The sequence below is a fragment of the Limosilactobacillus sp. genome (genome assembly GCF_051873075.1).
Classification (GTDB): Bacteria; Bacillota; Bacilli; order Lactobacillales; family Lactobacillaceae; genus Limosilactobacillus.
Genome location: NZ_JBJEEM010000075.1, coordinates 1 through 5,301, shown reverse-complemented (window position 1 = coordinate 5,301; position 5,301 = coordinate 1). Strand labels below are relative to the sequence as shown.

Sequence of the window (5,301 nt, the reverse complement as noted above, 5' to 3'; positions counted from 1 at the left end):
TAATCACGATGAAAGGAGGCCCATTTAATGACGAAAAAGGTCTATTTTAAGCAGAATAACGGGCATTTGCCGCCTACTCCGCCCCATTATTTGGGCACCCTAGCAAGCGCCTGCTGGCGTAAGATCGTGCCTTTTTTAGAGTCGACCGGACGGGTTGAGCGAATTGACGTGGGCTTGGTCGAGCAATACTGCGCTAACTACGAAATGTATCGCAATGCCTACCAAGATATCCAGGAGAACGGCATTCAAGCCAAAATCTTTACTTCACTACAAGACTCTTCTGGAAAGATCGTGGGCAAGGACTTCGTAGGCTTCCGTAAGAACCCAGCAGTGGCCACCATGAAAGACGCCCTCAGCCAACTCAACTCGGTTGGAGTACAGCTAGGGCTGTCACCGAAGAGCCGGCAGGAATTAATGCAAATCGCCAGTCGTAAGAAAGAAAAGTCAGTCGCTGAACAACTTAAGGAATCCGGCTTGGTCTAGGAGGTGAATGAGCGTGGAAAAGATTGATCTTACTCAGTCCCATGACGTATTAGGGGCTTACCACAACATTGACTGGAGCAATATCCGGGATAAATACCAGGACCCTGGCACTAAATATGCCTTCAAGGTGTTAGATGAGAAGATTACGACTGGCTATCTAATGAAACTGGCCGCTTTTCGCCACGTTCAAGATCTTCGGCGGGCTGAAACCACAAACTTCTCCTACCACTACGACATCAGCGAGGTCGATAAGATTCTCAAATTCGCGTCAATCGCGCCAAACGTTGACACCGGTAAGCCAACTAAGTTAATGGACTGGCAGAAATTCATCTTCGCCATGTTGTTTGGCTGGCGGGATGAACTGAATACTAAGCGGTTTACTCGTGTCGTTCTCTCGGTTGCGCGTGGACAAGGCAAGACCTACCTCATGGCGATCTATATGTGCTACTCTTTCCTGATCGAGTCCATGGGGTTGTCTAACCAGGATTTTCTGGTTACGGCTGAAAACTACGATCAGACTGGTAAGCTTTACGGTTATATCAACAGTATGCTGAAGAAGATTATCGAGGACCAACCAGTGTTTGCGACGCTGGCTAAGGAAGATGAGCTGGTCATGCATGACCATAGCGGGATCACGATGCGCAAGTTCAATAACAACCTGCGCCCGTTGTCTTTTAAGTCCGGTAAATACGACTCCTATCACTTCACAACAGCTGTTTTTGATGAGGTAGGGAACATCCCTACTCGTGAGGGAACAAAAAAGATTGCCTCCGGGCAGGTCAAGGTACCTAATCATCAGTACATTGAGATTTCAACGTCTTATCCTGACCCCTCTGTGCCGTTCCATAGCGAGCAGAAGATGATTCAGCAAGCAATGGAGCAAGACTACAGCCGAGACGCTGACCGAACGCTGGGGCTGATCTGGGCGCAGGATAGTCTAGACGAAACCTTTAAGGAAGACACCTGGGTTAAGTCTAACCCGTTGCTTTATTTGTCTGATCAGAAGGATGTTTTGATGGACGGCCTTCGGGATAAACGGGACTCTGATATGCTGGCCGGAACGATTGACGACTTCCAGAACAAAAATCTCAATCTCTGGCTGCAGGAAGCTACCAATTCCTACCTGAAACTGTCTGATATTGAGCGGGCAATCATTCCGAGCTTCGATATCAGAGGGCGGCAGGTTTATATCGGCTTCGACTACTCCATGTTTTCCGATAACACGGCGATTGCCTTTGTCTATCCTTACCAGGATGAGCACGGCAAGCAGAAGTGGCACGTTGAACAACATAGTTTTATTCCGTGGGAAAAAGCCGGGTCCATTCAAGCTAAGGAAAAACAGGACGGCATTGATTACCGTTCACTAGCTAAGAAAGGCTTCTGCACGATCACCAGTCATCCCCAAGGGCTGATTAATGACGATCAGGTTTATAGCTGGTTGCTGAACTACGTGGAAGAGAATAATCTCAAAGTCATCTTCTTCGGCTACGATGCTTGGGGAGCCACGACGGCGATTAAACAGATGGAAATCAATACTGATTATCCATTGGAAGCTATCCGCCAACGTACCTCGGAATTGAAAGACTCAACAAAGTTTTTGCAGAAGATCTTTGTCGAGGGCAATGTTAGTCGGTTAGATGACAAGATCATGGAGAAAGCTCTGGTCAATGCGGAGCTGATTGAGGACAAGATCGGTATCCAGGTCGACAAGGCTAAGGCCACGCTCAAGATTGATGTGGTTGATGCCATTATCGATGCTCTGTACCAAGGAATGTATCACTTTGAAGACTTCGGCATTGCCAATGACAAGTCTCAGCAAGTCGATCGAATGACGGCCGAACAGGTTAAGAAGTGGTTTGAAAGTGAGGATAGTGGTTTGCTTGATTAGACAGATTTTCGCCTTCTTATGGCGCTATTGTGATTTGATATGTTTTTTAGCTGCAATCGGTTTTGCCGTTTGGGGCTTTTTCTTAATAAATTTTGTAGCAGGCATTTTTAGTGTGGCGGTTGGCCTAGTCGCTATTGGTTATTTAGCGGAGAAAGCGGCTAGCCTTCAATAGAGAGGAGGTGAGAAACTTTGCCGTTATTTAACCAGAAAACAACGACGGGGATGGCGTTATCCGATGATAATGACATCCTCCATTTCTTGAATCCTGATGACACGCACTATGTGGATGCTCGAACGGCACTGAAAAACAGTGATATCTACTCAATTGTCTATCAACTCAGCGCTGATCTAGCTGACGGAGAGCTGAAAGCTACCGCACCACGTGCCCAGGGGATTCTCAATAACCCCACCAAAACCAGCAATGCCCACGCTTTTTGGCAATCAATGTATGCACAACTACTGCTGGGTGGTGAGTGCTTCGCTTACCGCTGGCGCAATGATAATGGCCTGGACCTGTACTGGGAATACTTACGGCCGTCACAGGTACAGCCATTCTTACTAGAAGATGGTTCTGGGCTGATCTATAACGTTGACTTTGACGAACCGGGGATTGGCCCGATGCAAGCTGTTCCGCAAGGCAATATGATCCATATTCGGTTAATGTCTCGTAACGGCGGGAAGACTGGTATCAGTCCACTGTCGGCGTTGAGCGATGAGCTTCAGATCAAAGACCAGTCCAACAAATTAACTTTAAGTGCATTGGCCCGATCAATCATGGCACCTGGTGTCTTGAAGATCCAGCATGGTGGCTTGCTTGATGAAAAGCAGAAGGCCGCTCGGTCACGGTCATTCATGCGACAGACAGCTAGCTCCAAGAACGGGCCAATTGTCCTGGACGATCTGGAAGACTATACACCGCTGGAAGTTCAGAATAACGTTGCTCAATTGCTTAACCAAGCTAACTGGACGGGCGCTCAGATCGCTAAAGTCTACGGTGTATCAGACAGCATCATCAACGGAACGGGGGACCAGCAATCATCTGTTCAGATGATGAATTCTGACTACACCAAGTCGTTGTCCCGATTCGCTAAATCAATTACTGGCGAGCTTAACAATAAGCTCAATGCAGGCGTGGAGTTAGATTTGCGGCCGTCAGTTGATCCGCTTGGTGATGATTATGCTGACAAGATTGCCAGTTTACGGAAGAACGGCGTGCTTGGTGCTAACCAGGCCAGCTGGTCACTTAAGCAGGCTGGATATCTGCCGGAGAACTTGCCGAAACCAACGGAACCGGTAGAACCAACGAGAGGAGGTGACAAGGATGACGAAGATCAAGGTTAAAGGCGCTGTTGTCAGCAATGATGACGCAGAGATCTATGACTGGCTTGGCTACGATTGTGTGAGCCCAAGCAAGGTCGAAGATGCTCTTAATGATCCTGATGAAGACGTGGAAGTCGATATTGCCAGCGGCGGCGGTTCAGTTTTTGCCGCTTCTGAAATTTATACGATGCTGAAGAATTATGCCGGCAAGGTAACAGTCAACATTCAAGGCTTAGCGGCTTCTGCTGCTTCTGTAATTGCAATGGCGGGGGATGTGGTCAACATGTCACCTACCTCGCAGATGATGATCCACAAAGCTTCTACCATTTCACAAGGAAACGCTGACGATCTGGCCCATGATTCTAAAATGATGGACGTAGCTGATCAGTCAATCGTGAATGCTTATGAAGCTAAGACTGGAATGGACCGTAACGATATTCTTCAATTAATGTCCAACGAAACCTGGATGACGGCTCAGGATGCCGTTGATAAAGGCTTTGCTGATAATGTGTCAGTCGGTTCTCAGCAACCGCAATTGGTCAATGCGGTTGGGGTACCCATTCTGAGCAACGATGCAATTAATAAGATCAAAAGTACTTTGGCTAAAGTACGTAGTGCCAAGCCAGAAAACAAGGTGGAAACGCCTGTAGAAGATAAGAAAAAGCCAACTCCTAGTCTCAAAGACCAGAAGCTGGCTATTTTATTAGGAAAGAAGGAAGAAGAATAATGGGGATTAATGAATTAAACGAAGCCTGGATCGCCACCGGCCAAAAGGTGTCTGATCTGGACAACAAACTGTCTCTGCGCGTGATGAGCGACGATTTTAAGCCTGACGATGACTTCAAGGCACTTAAGGACCAACGCGATAATGCTAAGGCTCAACGTGACGCAATCAAGGACCAGCTCGACGAAGCACGGGCCCTCGAAGTCAAGAACATGGACACTAAGGACAAGAAGCCTCTCAACAACAAGGAACAATCTATCGAAGATAAGTTCGTTGCTGACTTCAAGGATATGGTTACCTCTGGTAAGACTGGTGCCGGTAACGGTGGCCTGACCATTCCAGACGACATTCAATACGCTATCAACAAGTTGGTACGGCAATTCGCTACTCTGCAAAACTTGGTTAACGTGGAATCAGTATCTACCATTACCGGTTCCCGGACTTACGAGAAGATCTCTGACATCACTCCAATGACCGACTTGGACGACGAAACCGCTGCTATTCCGGACATGGACGATCCAGAATTGACTCTGATCAAGTACGCTATCCACCGTTACGCCGCTATCCAGACGGTTACTAACTCCTTGCTTAAGGACACCGTGGAAAATATCCTGGCATGGCTGTCACAATGGATTGCTAAGAAGGTTACGGTTACTCGTAACGCTAAGATCATCGAAGCGATGGGCAAGCCAAGCAAAAAGCCTTCTATTGCTAACTTTGACGACATCAAGGACCTGGAAAACAACACCCTTGACCCGGCCATTATGCCAAGTGCAACTTTTGTAACTAACCAATCTGGTTACAATGTACTGTCCAAGGTTAAGGATGCCGAAGGTCGTTACATGCTCCAGCGTGATGTTACTCAGCCAGATGTATATCGGTTGGA

The 5,301-nt window shown here is 47.5% G+C and carries 6 protein-coding genes; all 6 read left to right on the top strand.

Annotated elements, in window-relative coordinates:
- The first annotated feature begins 27 nt into the window (after nt 1-27).
- The gene (locus ACI31J_RS07600; RefSeq protein WP_412141772.1) at nt 28-483 is read left to right on the top strand and encodes a phage terminase small subunit P27 family; all 456 of its coding nucleotides are present in this window, start codon (nt 28-30) and stop codon (nt 481-483) included.
- Between the two features lie 13 nt (nt 484-496).
- The gene (locus ACI31J_RS07595) at nt 497-2,371 is read left to right on the top strand and encodes a terminase large subunit (protein ID WP_439773820.1); all 1,875 of its coding nucleotides are present in this window, start codon (nt 497-499) and stop codon (nt 2,369-2,371) included.
- On the top strand, nt 2,364-2,543 hold the full coding sequence (locus tag ACI31J_RS07590; protein ID WP_439773819.1) for a DUF1056 family protein: 180 nt from the start codon (nt 2,364-2,366) through the stop codon (nt 2,541-2,543). Before ACI31J_RS07595 ends, ACI31J_RS07590 begins: the two co-directional genes overlap by 8 nt.
- A gap of 17 nt (nt 2,544-2,560) precedes the next feature.
- Nucleotides 2,561-3,712 carry a phage portal protein gene (locus ACI31J_RS07585; protein WP_439773818.1) on the top strand — a complete coding sequence of 384 codons (1,152 nt, stop codon included), beginning with the start codon at nt 2,561-2,563 and terminating at the stop codon, nt 3,710-3,712.
- On the top strand, nt 3,693-4,418 hold the full coding sequence (locus tag ACI31J_RS07580; protein ID WP_439773817.1) for a head maturation protease, ClpP-related: 726 nt from the start codon (nt 3,693-3,695) through the stop codon (nt 4,416-4,418). The genes ACI31J_RS07585 and ACI31J_RS07580 overlap by 20 nt, the downstream gene beginning before the upstream one ends.
- A partial coding sequence (locus ACI31J_RS07575; RefSeq protein WP_439773816.1) for a phage major capsid protein occupies nt 4,418-5,301 on the top strand: 884 nt, incomplete at its 3' end. The genes ACI31J_RS07580 and ACI31J_RS07575, both read left to right, overlap by 1 nt.